Here is an 18921-nt window from a genome sequence, read left to right on the forward strand (position 1 = left end):
GCTGAGTGCACCAGGCCAGACACCGCTGACGATCTACCTGTCCACCCGCTTGCCAGCCGGTTGTCTACAGGCCTCCCCGAACATGACAGGGGACAGGCGCAGCCACTGAGGCCAGGCCATACAACAGGCAAACAGTTCGGGTATGCTGGGCAGCAACCAAAGGACAGACAAAGTTGACCGCCCGAACATGAACAGCCCCATTCTCGTTACCGGAGCCAGCCAGCGCGTCGGGCTGGCCCTGGCCCTTGAACTGGCGCAGGCCGGCCATACGGTGGTCAGTGCCAGCCGCAGCGTCCAGCCACAGGCGGCCCACCCCAACATCGTGCAGTTCCAGGCAGACCTGTGCCTGGCGGCCGACCGCCAGGCGCTGATCGACCACTTGCACAGCCACTACGATGGACTGCGCGCGATCATCCACAACGCCTCACTGTGGCTCGACGACGGCCTCGACAACCTCGAAACCATGTTCCGGCTACACGTCGAAGCGCCCTACCACCTCAACCTGGCACTCGGCGACCTGCTGACCAAGGTGGAAAAGGCCGACATCATCCACATCTGCGACGAAACCTCTTCACGCGGCAGCAAGAGCCACATTGGCTATGCCGCCACCAAGGCGGCGTTGCAGAACATGGTGCTGTCATTCGCCGAAAAATATGCGCCCACGGTGCATGTGAACGGTATCCTGCCTGGGCTGCTAATCCTCAAGGAAGGGGGTGACGAAGCCTACCGCCAGCAAACCCTGAAAAAGGCCCTGCTGGAGTTCGAACCCGGCGCCGGTCCGCTGATCGAGACGGTCAAATACTTGCTCGCCAGCCAATACAGCACCGGCAGCCAGGTGGTCATCAACGGTGGCCGCCACCTGAAGAACCGCATGACTTGAGAGAACCCCATGACGCCACAGCAACAACTCGAACTCGAGGCCGCCGCGTTCCGGCGCCTGGTCGACCACCTGCAAAAGCGCACCGACGTACAGAACATCGACCTGATGAACCTGTCCGGTTTCTGCCGCAACTGCCTGTCCAAGTGGTACAAGGCAGCGGCTGACGAGCGCCAGCTCGACCTGAGCCTGGATGACGCCCGTGAAGCGGTGTACGGCATGCCTTACGCCGAGTGGAAAGCCCAATACCAGAAAGAAGCCAGCGCCGAGCAGCAAGCGGCGTTCGAAAAAGGAAAACCTCGTGACTGATCTGAACACCCTGCGCGCCAGCCTGGCCAGCGGCCAACATGCATTCGCCGACACCTTGGCGTTCATTGCCGACCACTACAGCTACCAGCCGCAAGCCTTCAACAATGGCGGCGTGGAAAATGCGGCCGGGCAGAACGAGGGGTCGTGCAAGACCCTGGGCCTGGCGTTGCTGGAAGGGCTAAGCGACAAGGAAGCGCTGCTGGCTTTTGGCGAGCATTACCGTGATGTGCTGGCCACGCCTGAGGGCAGTGACCATGGCAATATCCGTGCGCTGATCAAGCATGGGCTGGCCGGTGTGAAGTTCACCGCGCAGCCGCTTTCGCGCAAGGCTTGAGATGGCCGGGGCCGCCTTGCGGCCCCGCACTATCGAACCCCGCATCACTCCAGGAGGGTTCCCGGCCCCCCGCCCTGCACCCGGCCCCGCTGCAACCACTGCAACGTCACCGGCCACAAACTCTCGCGAAACCGGTCATGGAAGAACGCGAAATGGCCAATTTCCCCAACCGAGATATCCACAGGTGCAATCCGCAGGTGCCGCCGCTCGGTCCCCTGTAGATAACCCAGCAAACGCTCGGTCGCTTCCACCGTGCCAAAGGGGTCGTCGGTCAGGCTGATGGCCAGCGTCGCCGCCCGTACCTGGGCGAACGGGAGTACTGCCAGCGCGCGACCGCTGGGACGCTGTTCATAACGCGGTGTACGGGTGGTCCAGTCACGCACCACGCCAGATGGCGTGTCTTCCAGCCAACCCAGGCGCTTGCCGGGGAAGTAGCCAAACACCCAGTTCAGCAGCGGCATCACCACATGCCATTTGCCAAATAGCCGCCAGCGCTGGTCGGGTGCGTAATCGCGCCAGTAGGCAAACTGCGCGCCTACCATTACCACACGCCGCACCTGGCCGGCCGACGGTGCCAGGCCTACCGCGCAGCCTCCAAAACTGTGCCCCACAACATCCACCGGCTGCCCAGGGAAGTGCTCAGCCGCGTGCGCCAGCATCGCCTCGAAATCGAGCCGGCCCCAGTCGCTCCACGAGGCCTGGAAGCCGCGCAGCGAAGCCGGTCGGGATTCACCGATACCACGGTAGTCGTAGGTCAGCACATCGCAGCCGTGGGCGAACAAGTAGTCGGCAAAACGGGAGTAGTAGCGGCAGCGTACCGAAGTGGCAGCGTTGATGATCACCAGCGGGCGCTGGGGGTCAGGTTGGGCATGGCGCCAGACGAAGCCACCGAGGCTGTAACCGTCGGCCGCAGGGTGGCGAAATGGGGTAGCGGGTTGGGTGAGGCTACTCATGGCGCATTTCCTGTCGTTGTGCGCCAAAACTAGCAAAGATTTTGTCGCCTGTACCGACCTCTTCACGGGTGAGCCCGCGCCTACAGGCGTTGCAGAACCTGTGGGCGCGGGCTTGCCCGCGAAGAGGCCGGTACAGGCTTACCCGATTACAGCTCGACGCAGTCGAACTTCACATCGGTAGCCACGTCTTCGTCGTAGTTGACGTCAGCGCGCTCGAAACCGAACAGGTTGAGGAACTGCTTCTTGTAGCCGGCGTAGTCGGTCAGCTCGAACAGGTTCTCGGTGGTCACCTGTGGCCACAGGGCCTTGCAGGCATTCTGCACGTCGTCGCGCAGTTCCCAGTCGTCCAGGCGCAGGCGCCCCTTCTCGTCGACCTCTGCCGGCGCACCGTCGGTACGGTACATACGGTCGCGGTACATGCGGTCGAGCTGGTCCTGGGTGCCTTCGTGAACACCTTTCTCCTGCATGATCTTGAAGACCATCGACAGGTACAATGGCATCACCGGAATGGCCGAGCTGGCCTGGGTAACCACCGACTTGAGCACCGCCACATTGGCGCCGCCTTTCACTTCACCGGCCAGCTTCTGGTTCAGACGCAGGGCGGTTTCGTCCAGGTCCTGCTTGGCCTGGCCCAGTGCACCGTGCCAGTAGATCGGCCAGGTGATATCGCTGCCGATGTAGCTGAACGCCACGGTACGGGCGCCTTCGGCCAGCACGTTGGCGCCGGCCAGGGCGTCGATCCACAGCTGCCAGTCCTGGCCACCCATGACGGTGACGGTATCGGCAATTTCCTGCTCGGTGGCCGGCTCGATGCTGGCCTCGATGATGGTGTCCTTGTTGGTGTCGATGGCGGTCGACTTGTATGGCTGGCCGATCGGCTTGAGTGCCGAGCGAATGACTTCACCGGTCTGCGGCAGCTTGCGCACGGGCGAAGCCAGCGAGTAGATGACCAGGTCGACCTTGCCACCCATTTCGTTCTTGATCAGCTCGATGACCTTGGCGCGGGCTTCGTCAGAGAAGGCGTCACCGTTGATCGACTTGCTGTACAGGCCCTCGGCCTTGGCGAACTTGTCGAAGGCGGCAGCGTTGTACCAGCCAGCAGTGCCGGCCTTGGTCTCGGTGCCTGGTTTTTCGAAGAACACGCCCAGGGTGTCAGCCTTGAAGCCGAAGGCCGCCGTGATGCGGGCAGCCAGGCCGTAGCCGCTGGAAGCACCGATGACCAGGACCTTCTTCGGGCCATCCTCGCGTACGCCCAGCTTGCGGGTGGCTTCGATCTGGTCACGGACGTTGAGCTCGCAGCCCTTCGGGTGAGTCGTGGTGCAGATGAAACCGCGAACCTTAGGATGAATGATGGCCAATGTCTGTACCTCGTCAGGTTTATGCCGGGGAAGCGCCGCTCGAGGGCGATTCCTGTTGATCAGAGGGTGAGACTACCCCCGCAGGTTATCCGACACATATTACGGGGTGATCATGGGGATGCAAAACTGTGGCGTGCCTGCGCAGGCCTGTCGGCGGTCGAGCCCGCGCCAACCGCCGCACTCAACCCGTCAAGATTTCGCAGCAAGATCCCCTGGCCGAACCGCGCGCATTCATTTGCTTTTCACATCAATCGTAAAGAAAAACAAACTTAACAAATAAGCCAAAGCCGCCGATGCTTGGGGCACTACGCCCATTGCCCGGAGAACAACAACATGAACGACGTGGTCATCGTCGCCGCAACCCGTACCGCCATCGGCAGCTTCCAGGGCGCCCTGGCCACTGTGCCTGCGGTCGACCTCGGCGCCGCCGTGATCAAGCGCCTGCTGGAGCAGACCGGGCTGGACCCGGCGCAGGTCGACGAAGTCATCCTCGGCCAGGTGCTTACCGCCGGCGCCGGGCAGAATCCGGCCCGCCAGGCCGCGATCAAGGCCGGCCTGCCCTTCAGCGTCCCTGCCCTGACGTTGAACAAAGTCTGCGGTTCGGGCCTCAAGGCCCTGCACCTGGCAGCCCAGGCCATCCGCTGCGGTGACGCCGAAGTGGTGATTGCCGGCGGCCAGGAGAATATGAGCCTGGCCCCCTACGTGATGCCCTCGGCCCGTACCGGCCAGCGCATGGGCCATGGCCAGCTGATCGACAGCATGATCACCGATGGCCTGTGGGATGCCTTCAACGACTACCACATGGGCATCACCGCCGAAAACCTGGTGGACAAGTACGGCCTTGACCGTGAACAGCAGGACGCCTTCGCCGCCGAATCGCAACGCAAGGCGGTGGCAGCGATCGAGGCTGGCCGCTTCGATGCGGAAATCACCCCTATCGTGCTGCCACAGAAAAAGGGGGAGCCGAAAGTCTTCGACCGGGACGAGCAGCCGCGCCCGGATACCACCGCCGAATCGCTGGGCAAGCTGCGCCCGGCGTTCAAGAAGGACGGCAGTGTTACCGCTGGCAACGCCTCCAGCCTGAACGACGGCGCTGCCGCCGTGCTACTGATGAGCGCCGCCAAGGCCAAGGCCCTGGGCCTTCCGGTGCTGGCGAAGATCGCCGCCTATGCCAGCGCCGGGGTAGACCCGGCAATCATGGGCATCGGCCCGGTTTCGGCGACCCAGCGCTGCCTGGACAAGGCCGGTTGGCAGTTGAATGACCTGGACCTGATCGAAGCCAACGAGGCCTTTGCCGCGCAGGCCCTGGCGGTGGGCAAGGCGTTGGAATGGGATGCAGCACGGGTCAACGTGAATGGCGGGGCGATTGCCTTGGGCCACCCGATTGGCGCTTCCGGGTGCCGGGTGCTGGTGACGTTGCTGCACGAGATGATCAAGCGCGATGCCAAAAAAGGCCTGGCGACCTTGTGCATCGGTGGTGGGCAAGGTGTGGCGTTGGCCATCGAGCGCTGATGTAGTCCAGCACACCCAGCGCCTTCACGGGTGAACCCGCTCCCGCGGGCCCCGCGAAGTGCGCCGGTACAGCCAGCACAGGATCAGGCCGCAGCGCGGTACTGCCCGAGCGAAGCGGCCAGCATCACCACTTCCTGGCACTTCTGCACAGCGAGGTCCAGCGGGCTTTCCAGCAACGAACAGGCCGGCGCCAACCACAGCCGCTCACCCAGGCGCTCGTCGGCCTCATGCAGCAGCCCCAGCATCTTGTCCAGGTCGCACGGCGAGGCATCGCGGCCGTCGACCAGGCCCAGCGACAGCACCTTGTAAGCAGGCAAACGGTCGAGAATGCTCTGATACTGCTCAGGTGCCTGCACCAGATCAATGTGAAGGCCATCGACCGGCAGGTTGGCGGCCAGGCCCAGGTTGCCATCGAGGCCACCCGAATAGGTCGCGATCAGCTTCTTCAACGGTGCGCGCTGAAGGATGTTGTAGACGCGCTCAAAGGCATTCTTCCAGTCTTGCGGCAGCTCCCGGGCGAGGATCGGTTCGTCGATCTGCACCCATTCAACGCCCTGGGCAGCCAGGCGATTGAGGACCTCGTCATATAACGGCAAAAGGCGCTCGAGCAGCTCCAGCCTGTCGAAGTCACCGCCCAGGGCCTGGGCCTGCCACAGGTAGGTCAATGGGCCGATAATCACCGGCTTGACCGCATGGCCCAGGGCCTTGGCGTGTTCCACTTCTTCGAACAGTGGCCCCCAGTCCAGGGCGAACGGCTGGTCGCCTGTAATCAGCACGTGGTCGTTCTGGGCGAAGTCGCCGACTGGCAGCAAATGGATACCGGCGTCTTTCTGCACTTGCCAGTGGCGGGCCCGCAGCTCGCGGTCACCGCTAATACGTGGAAAGCCCAGGTTATGTGCCAGTGCCATGTCTTGTCCCTTCAGCATGCTCGAAATAATGAAAGGATTGTCCGGCTGATGAGGGTATTGAGACAAACTCATAAAATTTGAGATGAACTCAAGAAATTCTCATGATCAAGTATCTGCATGGGCTGTACCGGCCATTTCGTGGCGGTTCGACGCCTGCCCGAGTACGGCACAACCGATGTCTCGTTCAGAGCAACACCCTGCGCATCGGGACATGACCTCGCCCGCCATCTGCCGCACAATGCCACCCTGACCAAACCAGGTGCCCGGCCTCATGAGCCTGCTGAAAACCGCGCTGCGCGAACAGAACTTCGTCTGTGTCATGGAGTTCGTCCCCAAAGCCTCCGCAGAACGCTTCACCGCCATGCAAGCGATCATGGCCCGCGGGCACCTGTGCGGCTGGCCAATGACCGTGGCCATCGGCGACCGCGTCGGTAGCCCGCTGGACATGTCGCCGCTGGACGCCCTCGCCGCGTTCGACACCCCCGTACCTGCGCTGCCGCATTTTTCCGGCAAGGACCGCGAACGCCATCACTTGCTCGCCCAACTGCAACACATGGACGCCGCCGGCCTCGACCAGTTGTTGCTGCTGACCGGCGATCGCCTGCCAGGGCATGAGCCTGGCCAGCGCCCCGTGCGCTATCTGGAGTCGGTGGCGGCCCTGCAGATTGCCCGCCAGGCCTGCCCACACTGGTTGCTGGGCGCGGCGCTGAACCCGTTCAAGTACCACGAGGAAGAAGGCGGCGCGCAATACTTCAAGGCCGAGAAAAAGCTGGCTGCAGGGGCCGACTTCCTCACCCTGCAACTGGGCTTCGACGCAGCAAAGCACCAGGAAGCCATGCACTGGATGCGCCGCCAGGCCGCGCCCAGGCCCATGCTGGCCTGCCTCATGAGCCTGACCCACGGCAGAGCGGCAATGCTCGACCACGTGGCTGGCGTTACCGTGACACCCTCCATGCGCGAAATGCTCGAAGCAGAAACGGCGCAGTCCAAGGCCTTTGCCCTGGCGCGCAGCGTTGACCGCCTGGCCTTGCAGATCATTGGCACGAAACTGATGGGCTACGCCGGTGTGCACCTGTCAGGTATCCACGGGCTGCAACAACTGCTTGCCCTGGAGGAGCGGCTTGAGCACTGGCAAGCGCAGGTTCACACGCTGGAACAATGGGCACCCGCCTGGCATGCCAGCTGGCAGATGCCCGGCCTGCCGGCGGTAACCTTCCATCCGCCCCAGGCGAACTGGCGCGACGGCGAATCACGGGTCGATGCCTCCTTCAAGGAGAAAACCCGTTATCACCTGATGCATGGCATGCATGCACTGCTGTTCAGCCGCCGCAACAGCCTGAGCAAGGCGTTCGGCTGGGCGGTGCGCCAGCCAGTGTGGGCTACCCGGGTTGGCGCACACGTGCTGCACACACTGGAGCGCAGCGTGAAGCGCCCGTTGGCAGGGTGTGATACCTGCGGCCACTGCCGCCTGGAAGACACCCTGTATATCTGCCCGGAAACCTGCCCCAAGGGCCTGGCCAACGGCCCTTGCGGGGGTACCGCGCTGAACCGCTGCGAGTTTGGCGACCGCGAGTGCATCCACAGCATCAAGTACCGCACCGCCAAGGCCGTGGGGCAAACCGCCGTTCTGACCGAGCGGCTGATCCCGTGCATCGAGGTGGAGACCCGCCACCGCAGCTCATGGCCGCAATGGTTCGCCCCGCAAACCCCGCGCCGGGTCAGTCCGCAGCCAGCGCCTCGAACCCAGCCTGAATCTTAGCCTCGGGCAGGTCATCGGCAATGAATACCATCACGCTTTCGCGGGTTTCACCTTCGGCCCACTCGGCGTCCCAGTCAAAACCGTAGAGCTTGAGCACCCCCTGGAACACCAGCTTGCGCTCCTCGCCGGCAATGTTCAGTACGCCCTTGTAGCGCAGCAGCTGTTTGCCGTGGGTTTCCAGCAGCTCGTTCATGAAGCTGCTGAGGCGGTCGATGTCCAGGGCGGTTTCCGTGCGCAGCACCATGGTGCCGATACGGTCCGGGGTCGCGGGCTTGAGCACCGGGCGCAGCTGGGGTTTCAGGTTTGCGCCCAGATCCGGGTTGAGGTTGAAACCGCGCACATCCAGTAGTTCTGCCAGATCGATGCAGCCGTGTTCAACGACACGGATAGCCGCCCGGCCATTGATGCGGGCCAAGCGTTCGCGCAGGGCCTCGACAGCAGCCGGCTCGACCAGGTCGGTCTTGCTCAGCAGCAGGCGGTCAGCAAAGCCGACCTGGGCCTGGGCAATGGTTTGGGTCAGGTGCAACTCGGCATGCATGGCATCGACCAACGTGATGATGCCATCGAGGATATAGCGATCACGCAGCTCCTCGTCGATGAAAAAGGTTTGTGCCACCGGCGCCGGGTCGGCCAGCCCAGTGCATTCGTTCACCAGGCGGTCGAAGGCGATTTCACCAGCATCCAGGCGCTCGAGCAGCAGGTACAGGGCGCGGGTCAGGTCACCGTGGATGCTGCAGCACACGCAGCCGTTGGCCAGGGTCACTACCTGCACCGGCTGGTCACCCAGCAGCTGGCTGTCGATGCCGGCTTCGCTGAATTCGTTTTCGATCACGGCCAGTTTCAGGCCGTGCTCGGCCTTCAGCATGTGCTTGAGCAAGGTGGTCTTGCCAGCGCCAAGGAAGCCTGTGAGTACGGTTACGGGAATAGGCGTCTGCACGCAGAACATCTCCTGTGCGGAAAAAACACGGGCCTCATCGCCGGCAAGCCAGCTCCCCGCAGGTACTGCACGAACCTTGGGGTTCGTGGGTACCTGCGGGGAGCTGGTTTACTGGCGATGAGGCCGGTACAGGTTAACGCTTAAGGCTCAGCAGCACTTCGGCCCGGACTTGCCACCGTATCGCGCCTCCTGACGTTCGCGGAAAAACGCCTCGTACGTCATGACCGGCTTGTCCGGGTGCGTCTTCTGCATGTGCTCGACGTAGTTGTCGTAGTCGGGCATGCCGACCATCAGGCGGGCTGCCTGCCCCAGGTATTTACCCAGTCGACCCAGGTCGTTGAACATCGCTGCAGTCCTCTCAAGCGTCAGGCAGTGCCTGGAACGGGGTTTCCTTGTCGCTGCGCTCCTTGCGGCCCAGGGCGGCGTAGCCGACCTTGAGGGCAAAGAACAGCACACTGAACACCACCAGCAGGAACAGGATGGTCAGGCCAGCATTGGTGTAGGCGTTGAAGATAACGTGCTGCATCTGCCCGATATCCTTGGCCGGGGCCAGTACCTGCCCGGCGTCCAGGGCGGTGCTGTATTTCTTGGCCAACGCCAGGAAACCAACAGCCGGGTTCGGGTCGAACAGCTTGATCAGGCCCGCCGCCGTGGTGCAGATCAGCAGCCAGGCTGCCGGCACCAGGGTGACCCAGATATAGCGCTCGCGCTTCATCTTGATCAGGACCACGGTGCCCAGCATCAGGGCAATACCCGCCAGCATCTGGTTGGAGATACCGAACAGCGGCCACAGGGTGTTGATGCCACCCAGCGGGTCGATTACGCCTTGGTACAGCAGGTAACCCCACAGCGCCACGCAACCGCCGGTGGCCAGCAGGTTGGCACCCCACGATTCGGTGCGTTTCAGGGCCGGCACGAAGCTGCCCAGCAGGTCCTGCAGCATGAAGCGCCCGGCACGGGTACCGGCGTCTACCGCTGTGAGGATGAACAGCGCCTCGAACAGGATCGCGAAGTGATACCAGAATGCCATGGTGTTTTCACCCGGCAGCACCTGGTGCAGGATCTGCGCAATACCTACCGCCAGGGTCGGTGCACCACCGGCACGGGCCAGAATGGTGTGCTCGCCGATGTCGCGGGCGACCGCCTCCAGTTGCTCGGGGGTGATCAGGAAGCCCCAACTGCTTACCGTCTGAGCCACCGACGCAACGTCGGCGCCAACCACGGCCGCCGGGCTGTTCATGGCGAAGTACACACCCGGCTCGATCACCGAGGCCGCAACCATGGCCATGATGGCGACGAACGATTCCATCAGCATGCCGCCATAGCCGATGTAGCGGGCGTTGGTTTCGTTGTCCAGCAACTTGGGCGTGGTGCCCGAGGAAATCAGCGCGTGGAAGCCGGATACCGCACCACAGGCAATGGTGATGAACAGGAACGGGAACAGAGTGCCCTTCCACACCGGGCCGGTGCCGTCGGTGAACTGGGTCAGCGCCGGCATTTTCAGCTCGGGCATGGTCACCAGGATGCCAATGGCAAGGGCGATGATGGTACCGATCTTGAGGAAGGTCGACAGGTAGTCACGCGGCGCAAGTACCAGCCATACCGGCAACACTGCAGCGACGAAACCGTAGCCGACCAGCATCCAGGTGATCTGCACACCCGTGAAGGTGAACGCCGGGCCCCACACCGGATCTGCAGCAATCTGGCCCCCCAGCCAGATCGAAGCCAGCAGCAGCACCACGCCGATGATCGAGATCTCGCCGATGCGGCCTGGGCGGATGTAGCGCATGTAGACGCCCATGAACATCGCGATCGGGATGGTCGCCATCACCGTGAACATGCCCCATGGGCTTTCGGCGAGAGCCTTGACCACGATCAACGCCAACACCGCCAGGATGATGATCATGATCAGGAAGCAGCCGAACAGGGCGATGGTGCCCGGAATGCGGCCCATCTCTTCGCGCACCATGTCGCCCAGCGAGCGGCCATTGCGGCGGGTAGACAGGAACAGGACCATGAAGTCCTGTACCGCACCGGCCAGCACCACGCCGGCGATCAGCCATAGCGTGCCGGGCAGGTAGCCCATTTGCGCGGCGAGCACCGGGCCCACCAGGGGACCAGCGCCAGCGATGGCGGCGAAGTGGTGACCGAAAAGAATGTGTTTGTTGGTCGGGACGTAGTCCAGGCCATCATTGTTGAGCACCGCCGGGGTGGCACGGCGCGGGTCGAGTTGCATCACTTTGGTGGCGATGAACAGGCTGTAGTAGCGATAGGCGACCAGGTAGATGGCCACTGCCGCGACCACGATCCACAAGGCGTTGATCGCCTCGCCGCGACGCAGGGCAACCACACCCAACGCGCATGCGCCTATGACTGCCAGCGCCAGCCACGGAATGTGGCGTAGCAGGCTATTATTGTTGTTCATGGTTAGCTTCCAGCTGGTGGATTGGAAAGACCGCCCACCGAGTCTAGGGCCAGTCAAGCGGCATTGCCATACTTGCTTTGGTCTAGAGCCTCTGCGGCCAGATTGCTGTACCTGATGCACATACCCATCTAACTATAGTCAGGATGTCACCCGAGGGCCCTACGCCATGAGCGATCACGACGAACGCCGCCGTTTCCAGCGAATCGACTTCGACGCCCCTACCGAACTTCGCCAAGGCATCAAACGCTGGCCTGCCACGTTGCTGGACTTGTCACTCAAGGGCTTGCTGGTAGAGCGACCGGAAAAATGGGACGCCGACCTGACTCAGGACTTCGACGCGATCATCCATCTGGACTCGCACACCCAGGTGAAAATGCAAGTCGAACTGCGCCACGAAGAAGAAGACCGGCTGGGTTTCATTTGCCTGTACATCGACATCGAATCGATGTGCCATTTGCACCGTCTTGTGGAATTGAACGTGGCCGACAGCACCGAAATGATGCGTGAACTGCGTCAACTCATCGAATAATGAAATCTCTTAGCTAGCTAATAGCTTCCCCACCCGGTGTTTCTTGTCTACCCAGACAGCTTTAAGGCTGGGTAGCAGAACTTTGTACACACCCCTTTAGTACAGCTTATGACGAGTTGGTACGGCTTCTGCATTGGGTTTTCGCACCCCGTGCAAGCGTTTCTGTGCGCGCTCCAATCAAAATATTGTATACAATTTTTGTGGCAATGATTTGTAGGAAGTGTCTACAGTAGCGGCACAACAATAAACAGAGAGCCTGCTCCATGACTACGTCCCCTAGCACGTCTCCCGCCCAGCGCCCCGAGGACGAAAACCTCGGGTTGGGTGCCAACCTGGCCTATGGTCTGCAGCATGTGCTGACCATGTATGGCGGGATCGTTGCGGTACCCCTGATCCTGGGCCAGGCCGCTGGCCTGAACGGCGCTGAAATTGGCATGCTGATCGCCGCCTCGCTGTTTGCCGGTGGCTTGGCCACCTTGCTGCAAACCCTCGGCCTGCCGTTCTTTGGTTGCCAGTTGCCGCTGGTGCAGGGCGTATCGTTCGCCGGTGTGGCGACCATGGGGGCCATCCTCAGCAGCGAGGGCGGCGGCGGCTTGCCGGGCGTGCTCGGTGCGGTCATGGCGGCATCGCTGATCGGCTTCCTGATCACCCCGGTGTTCTCGCGCATCACCAAGTTCTTCCCACCGCTGGTGACCGGCATTGTCATCACCACCATCGGCCTGACCCTGATGCCGGTAGCTGCCCGCTGGGTGATGGGCGGCAACAGCGCTTCGCCCGAGTTCGGCAGCGTGGCCAACATCGGCCTGGCGGCACTGACCTTCGCCATCGTGCTACTGCTGAGCAAACTCGGCAGCGCGACCATCTCGCGCCTGTCGATCCTGCTGGCCATGGTGGTCGGCACGCTGATCGCCTGGGCGCTGGGCATGGCTGACTTCAGCAAGGTCACTGAAGGCCCGATGTTCGCCTTCCCTACGCCGTTCCACTTCGGCATGCCGGAATTCCATATCGCCGCGATCCTGTCGATGTGCATCGTGATCATGGTGACCCTGGTGGAAACTTCGGCCGACATCCTCGCCGTAGGTGAAATCATCGATACCAAGGTCGACTCCAAGCGCCTGGGCAACGGCCTGCGCGCCGACATGGCATCGAGCATCCTGGCACCGATCTTCGGCTCGTTCACCCAAAGCGCATTCGCCCAGAACGTCGGCCTGGTGGCCGTGACTGGCGTCAAGAGCCGCTACGTGGTGGCCACCGGTGGCGTCATCCTGGTGGTGCTCGGCCTGCTGCCGATCATGGGCCGGGTGATTGCTGCCGTGCCGACCCCGGTGCTGGGCGGCGCCGGCATCGTGCTGTTCGGAACCGTAGCGGCCAGTGGTATCCGTACCCTGTCCAAGGTCAGCTACAAGAACAACGTCAACCTGATCATCGTCGCGGCCTCGCTGGGCTTTGGCATGATCCCGATTGCCGCACCGACCTTCTACCACCACTTCCCGAACTGGTTCGAGACCATCTTCCACTCGGGCATCAGCTCGGCAGCGATCATGGCCATTCTGCTGAACCTGATCTTCAACCACTTCACCACCGGCAACTCGGAAAACCAGTCGGTGTTCGCTGCAGCCTACGAGCGCACTATCCAGTATTCGGACATTTCCGCGCTGCGAGATGGCGACTACTTCAAGGATGGCAAGCTGTTCGATGCCGAAGGTAATGAAGTGCCGATGCTGGAACTGGACGAGCACGGTAATGAAACGGTCAGGCGCACGGCGGTGGCCGAGCACTGACCGCCAGCAGGAGCGAGCTTGCTCGCTCCTGCTCACTATTCGAACAATGCGTCCAGCGCCTGTTCCAGCCGTGTCACGGCTATCACCTGTAACCCCGCCGGCGCCTCTTTTGGCGCATTGCCCTTGGGCACGATCGCCCGCTTGAAGCCATGTTTGGCTGCTTCCTTCAAACGTTCCTGCCCACTAGGCACTGGCCGCACTTCACCCGACAAGCCGATCTCGCCAAATACCAGCAGGCCATGGGCCAACGGCCGGTTGCGCAAGCTGGACATCACCGCCGCCAGCAGCGCCAGGTCCGAAGCTGTTTCCAGCACCTTCACCCCGCCGACCACGTTGAGGAACACGTCCTGGTCATGGGTCGGAATACCACCATGGCGGTGCAGCACCGCCAGCAGCATGGCCAGGCGGTTCTGGTCCAGGCCCAGGGTCACCCGGCGCGGGTTGGCCAGGTGGCTGTCGTCGACCAGCGCCTGCACCTCGACCAGCATCGGCCGCGTGCCCTCCCACGTTGCCATCACCACACTGCCGGGCACCTCTTCCTGGGTACGGTTGAGGAAGATCGCCGACGGGTTGGACACCTCTTTCAGGCCACGGTCGGTCATGCCGAACACGCCCAGTTCGTTAACCGCGCCAAAACGGTTCTTCACCGCCCGCAGCAGGCGCAGACGGCCATCGGACTCGCCTTCGAAATACAGCACGGTATCGACCATGTGCTCCAGCACCCGCGGGCCGGCCAGCGAGCCTTCCTTGGTCACGTGGCCGACCAGAAATATCGCCGTACCGCTCTGCTTGGCGTAACGCACCAGCAATGCCGTGCTTTCGCGCACCTGGGCCACGCCGCCGGGGGCCGATTGCAATTGCTCGGTGAAAATGGTCTGGATCGAGTCGATCACCATTACCCGCGGTTTTTCGACCCGCGCCGTGGCAATGATGGTCTCGATGCAGGTTTCGGTCATCACCTTGAGCTTGTCCTGCGGCAGGCCCAAGCGCCGCGAGCGCATGGCGACCTGCTGCTGCGACTCTTCACCGGTGACATACAGCGCCGGCATGCCCACCGCGATATTGCACAAGGTCTGCAGCAGGATGGTCGACTTGCCAATGCCGGGGTCGCCACCAATCAGCACCACCGAACCATCCACCAGGCCGCCGCCGAGCACGCGGTCCAGCTCGGTGCTGCTGGTGGTGAAACGCGGGATTTCCTCGACACTGACCTCGGCCAGGGTCTTGATCTGCGCCTGCTGCCCGGTCCAGCCGGCGCGGCCGCTACTGGGCGCCGCGGCACCGCCGCTTTCGATCATGGTTTCGACCAGGGTGTTCCAGGCCCCGCATTCGCCGCACTGGCCGGCCCATTTGGGGAAGGTCGCGCCGCACTCGGTGCAGCCATACAAGCGCTTGGCCTTGGCCATGGGTGGGGTCTCCTGGAAAAAACCGCCATGATAGCCGAGCAGGACGTGTCTCGAACGCATCGGGATGCGACAAAACTATTCGTTCTAACTACAGTCACTACCCCTGAACACAGCGCATGAAGCGTTCTAGTGGCTTACACTGCGTTAACCTTACCTTTTGTTACAAGGATCTAAACATGGGCATGCTCAATGAGTTCAAGGCCTTCGCGGTCAAAGGCAATGTCGTCGACATGGCGGTTGGTATCATCATCGGCGCGGCCTTCGGCAAGATCGTCTCGTCCTTCGTCGGCGACGTGATCATGCCGCCACTGGGCCTGCTGATCGGGGGCGTGGACTTCAGCGACCTGGCCATTACCCTGAAGGCAGCCCAAGGTGATGTGCCGGCGGTGATGCTGGCGTATGGCAAGTTCATCCAGACCGTGATCGACTTCGTGATCGTGGCCTTTGCCATCTTCATGGGGGTGAAGGTGATCAACCGCCTGAAACGTGAGGAGGCCGTGGCGCCGACTGCACCGCCGGTACCTTCTGCCGAAGAAACCTTGCTGACCGAAATTCGCGACTTGCTCAAGACGCAGAACCAGAACCGCTTGCCTTGAGCATGCCGGGGCTGCCTGGCAGCCCCACTGGCTTTACCAGTAATTCTCTACAGCCACCTGCCCCGGTCGCTTGCTCAGGCTCAGTTGAAGGTCACGCGCCTTCAACACCTTGCGCGTCTCGTCGATCATTTCCGGGTTACCGCAGAGCATCACCCGCGAATGCTCGGGCGAAAATTCCAGCCCCGCAGCCTTCTCCAGCTCGCCATTCTCGATCAAGGTGGTAATGCGCTGGTTCAACGCCCCCGGGTGCTGCTCGCGGGTCACCACCGGGATGAACTGCAGCTTGCCGGCAAACTCAGCCAGGTAATCGCGCTGCTCAAGCCCGGCGATTTCTTCCACATAGGCCAGTTCCTGGGCTTCACGCACCGAATACACCAGCTTGATATTGTCGAAGCGCTCCCAGGCCTCGAAGTCCTGCAAAATCGACATGAACGGGGCAATCCCGGTACCGGTAGCCAGCAGCCACAAGTCGCGTCCACCGACAAACCGGTCGAGGGTGAGAAAGCCGAAGGCCTGGCGGTCGATCAGCAAGGTATCGCCCGCACCCAGCCGGCTCAGTTCACTGGTGAACTCGCCGCCTGGCACCACGATGGAGAAGAAGTCGAGGTGCTCGTCATGCGGCGCGCTGACCATGGAATAGGCGCGCCACACCACGCTGCCGTCAGCCTTGGCCACGCCCAGGCGGGCAAACTGGCCGGAACGGAAGCGGAACCCGGCATCGCGCGTAACCCGCAGGCTGAAGAGGTTCGGCGTCAGTGGCTGAACATCGAGCAGGGTCTGGCGGGTGAATTTTTCGGCGCTAGCGGTCATAGGGGGCTCCAGGTTTGGCGTGTGCACAGTGTCGCTTAAAGTGGCCCGGATAAAAACCATCGCTTTGTAGGGCCACATTGAGGGTGATTGTGCCGAAGTCGCAGAAAAACATGACCGCTATAACAAAAAAATCCCAACGCCATGGTAGGTCTTTTCCTACAATGACCCGGGTACTCAAACGGATTGGATCCTGTAACCCTAAGGAGTGTTTCAGATGCTTCACTGGAAACCTGAGCATCTACATGCGTTTGTCAGCGAACGCAGCCCGCGGAAGCTGTTCGACATCGCAGTGCACCTGGCACAGGACCTGGGCATGGATTACCTCGGGTTGAACATTCGCATCCAGATCGCCACGCAGACGCCCAGGGTCTACCTGTACAGCAACTACCCAGATGAATGGATCGAGCGTTACCAGCGCGACGAGTTCTACAAGCAGGACCCGGCCGCCAATGTCAGCCATACCTCGACCATGCCAGTACTCTGGACTGACGACCTGTATCGCGAAGCCCCGCACTATCGTGAAGCGGCTTGCCGGCATGGCCTGCGTCATGGCTGGACACAGTCACTGCACGACCTGCAGCACAACGAAAGCCAGATCAGCGTGGCCCGCCCTGTCGGCGACATCAGCATCAACGAACTTTACGACAAAGCCGGCAGCGTGCAGTGGCTGTGCCACACCCTGCATTCCGTGCTGGGCGAACACCACCTGAGCGCGCTGTGCCCACCGCAGCCGAAAATGAGCGAGCGCGAACTGGAAGTGCTGAAATGGTCGGCCGCCGGTAAGACCGCTGCCGATGTTGCCTGCATATTGTCGTTGTCGCAAAGCACGGTGAACTTCCATATCCGCAGCGTCATCACCAAGACCAACGCCGCCAACAAGGCCGGCGCCATCGCTATCGCCGCCCTGCGTGGCTGGATCTGACCTTCAAACCTGCGACCTTGGGCAAAGCCCTGTAGAATCGCCCGGCAAAGCCCGGGGCGAACCGCAACGGGCAGTTTCATACCCGAGCCAGACGCCATGCCCCTGTTGACCACCCCCTACGCCGAACTCGACCTGATCCGCCAGCCGGAGCAGGCCAACGACCCGCTGCAGGCTTTTGATGCCGCCGACGAGTACCTGCTTGCGCAGTTGCACGAACAGGCACCTGCCGAAAACTGCCGGGTACTGGTGCTCAACGACAGTTTCGGTGCCTTGGCCGCCAGCCTGGCTGGCAAGCTGCAGGTGGTCAGCAGTGGCGATTCGCATCTGGCGCACCTGGCCCTGGAAAAGAACCTGGCGCGCAATGGCCTGCCGTTCGACAGTGTTCCGTTCGTGACGGCCAGCGAACATTGGCAAGGCCCGTTTGACCGGGTGCTGGTACGTGTGCCCAAGACCCTGGCCCTGCTCGAAGAGCAACTGATTCGCCTGCAGGGGCACCTCGCACCCGGTGCGCAGGTGATTGCCGGGGCAATGATCAAGCACCTGCCTCGTGCAGCCGGTGAGCTGATGGAAAAGTACATCGGCCCGGTACAGGCCTCGCTGGCGCAGAAAAAGGCCCGCTTACTCACCGCTACGGTGGCCGAACGGCCTGCCACCCGCTCCCCCTATCCCAGCCGCTACCGCCTCGACGTGCCGGCGCTGGAGTTGATCAACCATGCCAACGTGTTCTGCCGTGAGGGCCTGGATATCGGTACCCGGGCATTCCTGCCGCACCTGCCACGCGACCTTGGCCGTGCGCGGGTAGCCGACCTGGGCTGTGGCAACGGTGTGCTGGCGATTGCAAGCGCACTGGCCAACCCCGATGCCGAGTACACCTTGGTTGACGAATCGTACATGGCGGTGCAATCGGCGCGGGAGAACTGGCAAGCTGCACTGGGTGAACGCCCGGCGGTTTTCGAGGCGGCCGATGGCTTGGCCGGGGTCGAAAAGCAGTCGCTGGACGTTGTGTTGTGCAACCCGCCGTTCCACCAGCAGCAGGTAGTGGGCGATTTTCTCGCCTGGCGCATGTTCCAGCAGGCGCGCGAAGCGCTGGTGGTGGGTGGGGCGCTGTATATCGTGGGTAACCGCCACCTGGGCTACCACAGCAAGCTGGCGCGGTTGTTCCGTGGGGTTGAACAGGTAGCAGCTACGCCCAAGTTCGTCATCCTGAAAGCCCGCAAGTAGGCGCCCTAGGCTCAAGCTGTGGGAGCGGGCTTGTCCCGCGAACTGGACACCGCGGTGACTGTCACCGGCTTCGCCGGTGTTCGCGGGGCAAGCCCGCTCCCACAAAGACTCCGCTTTTCTTAATGGGTGGTAAGGCCAGCAGCCCCCATGAACAGCCGCATCACCCAGGCCGCCACCCCCAGCGCTGCAACACTCATCGCCCAGATCAGCACCAGCCAACCCAGCCGCTGCCACAGTGGCTTCTTCTCTTCCAAGCCATGCTTGCCAGTCATCATGGGGCCCTC

19 protein-coding genes are annotated in these 18921 nt (G+C 62.3%); 10 read left to right on the forward strand and 9 right to left on the reverse strand.

The genetic code is table 11. The features are described 5' to 3' along the window. Positions 1-142 precede the first annotated feature (142 nt). The 3 genes from folM to E8E68_RS15725 are packed head-to-tail and all read left to right on the forward strand — an operon-like array spanning position 143 to position 1520. Complete coding sequence (gene folM, locus E8E68_RS15715; protein WP_110742520.1) at positions 143-880, forward strand: dihydromonapterin reductase; 738 nt, start codon at positions 143-145, stop codon at positions 878-880. Between the two features lie 9 nt (positions 881-889). Next, complete coding sequence (locus tag E8E68_RS15720; RefSeq protein WP_146230333.1) at positions 890-1186, forward strand: DUF1244 domain-containing protein; 297 nt, start codon at positions 890-892, stop codon at positions 1184-1186. Continuing rightward, entirely contained in the window at positions 1179-1520 is a 342-nt protein-coding gene (locus E8E68_RS15725; RefSeq protein ID WP_266032272.1) for a HopJ type III effector protein, read from the forward strand. Before E8E68_RS15720 ends, E8E68_RS15725 begins: the two co-directional genes overlap by 8 nt. A 44-nt stretch (positions 1521-1564) precedes the next feature. Here the strand turns inward: E8E68_RS15725 and E8E68_RS15730 are convergent, their stop codons facing one another. Together E8E68_RS15730 and fabV are read right to left on the reverse strand one after the other, a co-directional pair. Next, positions 1565-2473 carry an alpha/beta fold hydrolase gene (locus E8E68_RS15730; RefSeq protein WP_280342729.1) on the reverse strand — a complete coding sequence of 303 codons (909 nt, stop codon included), beginning with the start codon at positions 2471-2473 and terminating at the stop codon, positions 1565-1567. 146 nt (positions 2474-2619) lie between these two features. Continuing rightward, entirely contained in the window at positions 2620-3831 is a 1212-nt protein-coding gene (gene fabV, locus E8E68_RS15735) for an enoyl-ACP reductase FabV (RefSeq protein ID WP_003251642.1), read from the reverse strand. Positions 3832-4164: 333 nt separating this feature from the next. Between fabV and E8E68_RS15740 the strand changes: the two genes are divergently transcribed. Continuing rightward, positions 4165-5343: an acetyl-CoA C-acetyltransferase gene (locus E8E68_RS15740; RefSeq protein ID WP_266032270.1), complete on the forward strand. Its 1179-nt coding sequence runs from the start codon at positions 4165-4167 to the stop codon at positions 5341-5343. Positions 5344-5426: 83 nt separating this feature from the next. Here the strand turns inward: E8E68_RS15740 and E8E68_RS15745 are convergent, their stop codons facing one another. Next, positions 5427-6251, reverse strand: a complete 825-nt coding sequence (locus E8E68_RS15745) for a 5-methyltetrahydropteroyltriglutamate--homocysteine methyltransferase (protein WP_280342735.1) — start codon at positions 6249-6251, stop codon at positions 5427-5429. A 271-nt stretch (positions 6252-6522) separates the two neighbouring features. Between E8E68_RS15745 and E8E68_RS15750 the strand changes: the two genes are divergently transcribed. Further along, positions 6523-8010 (forward strand): methylenetetrahydrofolate reductase C-terminal domain-containing protein, encoded by a 1488-nt coding sequence (locus tag E8E68_RS15750; protein WP_280342737.1) that lies wholly within the window; start codon positions 6523-6525, stop codon positions 8008-8010. Here the strand turns inward: E8E68_RS15750 and yjiA are convergent. From yjiA to E8E68_RS15765, 3 genes are all read right to left on the reverse strand, one after another. Next, positions 7970-8947, reverse strand: a complete 978-nt coding sequence (gene yjiA / locus E8E68_RS15755) for a GTPase (RefSeq protein WP_280342740.1) — start codon at positions 8945-8947, stop codon at positions 7970-7972. The genes E8E68_RS15750 and yjiA overlap by 41 nt on opposite strands. Before the next feature lie 147 nt (positions 8948-9094). After that, entirely contained in the window at positions 9095-9292 is a 198-nt protein-coding gene (locus E8E68_RS15760) for a YbdD/YjiX family protein (RefSeq protein WP_266032266.1), read from the reverse strand. A gap of 13 nt (positions 9293-9305) precedes the next feature. After that, positions 9306-11372 (reverse strand): carbon starvation CstA family protein, encoded by a 2067-nt coding sequence (locus E8E68_RS15765; RefSeq protein WP_266032265.1) that lies wholly within the window; start codon positions 11370-11372, stop codon positions 9306-9308. 166 nt (positions 11373-11538) lie between these two features. Between E8E68_RS15765 and E8E68_RS15770 the strand changes: the two genes are divergently transcribed. Together E8E68_RS15770 and E8E68_RS15775 are read left to right on the forward strand one after the other, a co-directional pair. Beyond that, positions 11539-11901, forward strand: coding sequence for a PilZ domain-containing protein (locus E8E68_RS15770; protein WP_266032264.1), 363 nt, complete (start codon positions 11539-11541; stop codon positions 11899-11901). Between the two features lie 263 nt (positions 11902-12164). After that, complete coding sequence (locus E8E68_RS15775; protein ID WP_110742512.1) at positions 12165-13682, forward strand: nucleobase:cation symporter-2 family protein; 1518 nt, start codon at positions 12165-12167, stop codon at positions 13680-13682. 35 nt (positions 13683-13717) lie between these two features. Here the strand turns inward: E8E68_RS15775 and radA are convergent, their stop codons facing one another. Next, complete coding sequence (gene radA, locus E8E68_RS15780; RefSeq protein WP_110742511.1) at positions 13718-15088, reverse strand: DNA repair protein RadA; 1371 nt, start codon at positions 15086-15088, stop codon at positions 13718-13720. Between the two features lie 176 nt (positions 15089-15264). On the opposite strand from radA, the gene mscL reads away from it, so the two are divergent. Next, positions 15265-15684 carry a large-conductance mechanosensitive channel protein MscL gene (gene mscL, locus E8E68_RS15785; protein WP_266032263.1) on the forward strand — a complete coding sequence of 140 codons (420 nt, stop codon included), beginning with the start codon at positions 15265-15267 and terminating at the stop codon, positions 15682-15684. 33 nt (positions 15685-15717) lie between these two features. Here mscL and E8E68_RS15790 read toward each other — a convergent pair whose 3' ends face one another. Next, on the reverse strand, positions 15718-16494 hold the full coding sequence (locus E8E68_RS15790; RefSeq protein WP_110742509.1) for a ferredoxin--NADP reductase: 777 nt from the start codon (positions 16492-16494) through the stop codon (positions 15718-15720). 214 nt (positions 16495-16708) lie between these two features. Between E8E68_RS15790 and E8E68_RS15795 the strand changes: the two genes are divergently transcribed. Both E8E68_RS15795 and E8E68_RS15800 read left to right on the forward strand, forming a co-directional pair. Further along, a complete protein-coding gene (locus tag E8E68_RS15795) occupies positions 16709-17416 on the forward strand; it encodes an autoinducer binding domain-containing protein (RefSeq protein WP_266032261.1) in 708 nt (235 codons plus the stop codon). A gap of 96 nt (positions 17417-17512) precedes the next feature. Beyond that, the gene (locus E8E68_RS15800; RefSeq protein ID WP_266032260.1) at positions 17513-18637 is read left to right on the forward strand and encodes a methyltransferase; all 1125 of its coding nucleotides are present in this window, start codon (positions 17513-17515) and stop codon (positions 18635-18637) included. A 119-nt stretch (positions 18638-18756) separates the two neighbouring features. On the opposite strand, the gene E8E68_RS15805 is transcribed toward E8E68_RS15800, so the two are convergent. Then, positions 18757-18912 carry a DUF2474 domain-containing protein gene (locus E8E68_RS15805; RefSeq protein ID WP_016489104.1) on the reverse strand — a complete coding sequence of 52 codons (156 nt, stop codon included), beginning with the start codon at positions 18910-18912 and terminating at the stop codon, positions 18757-18759. Positions 18913-18921: the final 9 nt, after the last annotated feature.

This window comes from Pseudomonas sp. BN607 (assembly GCF_029871175.1).
Lineage (GTDB): Bacteria > Pseudomonadota > Gammaproteobacteria > Pseudomonadales > Pseudomonadaceae > Aquipseudomonas.

Coding starts and splice junctions, on each gene's coding strand:
- E8E68_RS15775 (WP_110742512.1), top strand. CDS start 12,165: ATGACTACGTCCCCTAGCACGTCTCCCGCCCAGCGCCCCGAGGACGAA.
- E8E68_RS15790 (WP_110742509.1), bottom strand. CDS start 16,494: ATGACCGCTAGCGCCGAAAAATTCACCCGCCAGACCCTGCTCGATGTT.
- E8E68_RS15770 (WP_266032264.1), top strand. CDS start 11,539: ATGAGCGATCACGACGAACGCCGCCGTTTCCAGCGAATCGACTTCGAC.
- E8E68_RS15730 (WP_280342729.1), bottom strand. CDS start 2,473: ATGAGTAGCCTCACCCAACCCGCTACCCCATTTCGCCACCCTGCGGCC.
- E8E68_RS15765 (WP_266032265.1), bottom strand. CDS start 11,372: ATGAACAACAATAATAGCCTGCTACGCCACATTCCGTGGCTGGCGCTG.
- E8E68_RS15805 (WP_016489104.1), bottom strand. CDS start 18,912: ATGATGACTGGCAAGCATGGCTTGGAAGAGAAGAAGCCACTGTGGCAG.
- E8E68_RS15760 (WP_266032266.1), bottom strand. CDS start 9,292: ATGTTCAACGACCTGGGTCGACTGGGTAAATACCTGGGGCAGGCAGCC.
- mscL (WP_266032263.1), top strand. CDS start 15,265: ATGGGCATGCTCAATGAGTTCAAGGCCTTCGCGGTCAAAGGCAATGTC.
- E8E68_RS15740 (WP_266032270.1), top strand. CDS start 4,165: ATGAACGACGTGGTCATCGTCGCCGCAACCCGTACCGCCATCGGCAGC.
- E8E68_RS15720 (WP_146230333.1), top strand. CDS start 890: ATGACGCCACAGCAACAACTCGAACTCGAGGCCGCCGCGTTCCGGCGC.
- E8E68_RS15795 (WP_266032261.1), top strand. CDS start 16,709: ATGCTTCACTGGAAACCTGAGCATCTACATGCGTTTGTCAGCGAACGC.
- E8E68_RS15800 (WP_266032260.1), top strand. CDS start 17,513: ATGCCCCTGTTGACCACCCCCTACGCCGAACTCGACCTGATCCGCCAG.
- E8E68_RS15745 (WP_280342735.1), bottom strand. CDS start 6,251: ATGGCACTGGCACATAACCTGGGCTTTCCACGTATTAGCGGTGACCGC.
- E8E68_RS15750 (WP_280342737.1), top strand. CDS start 6,523: ATGAGCCTGCTGAAAACCGCGCTGCGCGAACAGAACTTCGTCTGTGTC.
- radA (WP_110742511.1), bottom strand. CDS start 15,088: ATGGCCAAGGCCAAGCGCTTGTATGGCTGCACCGAGTGCGGCGCGACC.
- folM (WP_110742520.1), top strand. CDS start 143: ATGCTGGGCAGCAACCAAAGGACAGACAAAGTTGACCGCCCGAACATG.